This is a genomic window from Corallococcus carmarthensis (assembly GCF_003611695.1).
Taxonomy (GTDB): Bacteria; Myxococcota; Myxococcia; order Myxococcales; family Myxococcaceae; genus Corallococcus; species Corallococcus carmarthensis.
Genome location: NZ_RAWE01000465.1, coordinates 1 through 966, shown reverse-complemented (window position 1 = coordinate 966; position 966 = coordinate 1). Strand labels below are relative to the sequence as shown.

The 966-nt window shown below is 70.0% G+C and carries 1 protein-coding gene; it reads right to left on the bottom strand.

Translation table 11 applies throughout. The features are described from left to right. The coding region (locus D7X32_RS44490) for a transposase (RefSeq protein ID WP_208752774.1) at positions 1–966 on the bottom strand (966 nt) is incomplete at both ends.

Here is a 966-nt window from a genome sequence, read left to right as displayed (position 1 = left end):
AAAAAAGCCGGCTGCGGGAGAGCAGCCGGCTGACGTTATGGGCCAGCAGCTTGAGGAAGACTTCCGCGTCGATGGTGGGCGGGTGCCGGGAGGAGAGGCGGTGAAAGCCCATGTCGTGCTGCAGCGAGGCGAAGACGGGCTCCACGGTGGCCATGCGCTGCCGGTAGCGCGCCTTGGCGTCTGGCTGCCGCATGCGCGTGCGCATGGCCTCCAGCAGGCTTTCGTACTCCCAGCGCACGGTGAAGGTGCGGCGCCTGGCTTGGGTGCAGCGAGGACGCGAAGGGCACGTCGGACAGCCCTCGCCGAAGTAGACGTCGCACCGGTCGAAGCGGTTGCGCACCGGCCCGCGCATGGGGCGCCCTGCCGGACACACCACGGCCCTGCTCGCGTGCTGAAGTTCAAACGCCTCGCGCGGGAGCATTCCGGGCTTGTTGGCCAGAGGGCCGGTGGCCGGGCCCGGGTTGAGCAGCACGTCCACCCAGGCGTGGTGCTGGGCAGCGAAGCGCAGGTCCTCTTCACTCCAGTAGCCGGAGTCCCCGGCCACTTGCAGTCGCGTAGGCAGGGGGACTCCGGCCGCGTGCAGCACGCGGCGCGTCTGCTGCATGGCCCCTTCCAACTGGCCCTTGTCATTGCCCGAGGCCGTCACAAGGACGCCCACCACCAGTCGCTGGGTGACGCCACTGGCCACCACCGTGAGGCGGTGCCCCGGGTGCACGCCATTGCCAGGAAACTGCATGAGGGCCGCGCGAGGGTTGCTGAGGACCACGCTCGCCTGGCCCTTTTGCTCGCACAGGCGCACCACCTCCTGGTGCTTGCGCACCCGCCGCGGGTGTTGCTGCCGCGCGGAAGCGTCCAGGGCGTCGACGTCCAACGCGCGCAGGTGCTTCAAGCGCCGCAGGGACTGCGCGTGCACGCGCACCTGGCTGCGACTGGCATGGGCGCGCAAACGCACGCTGTCGATGCCCA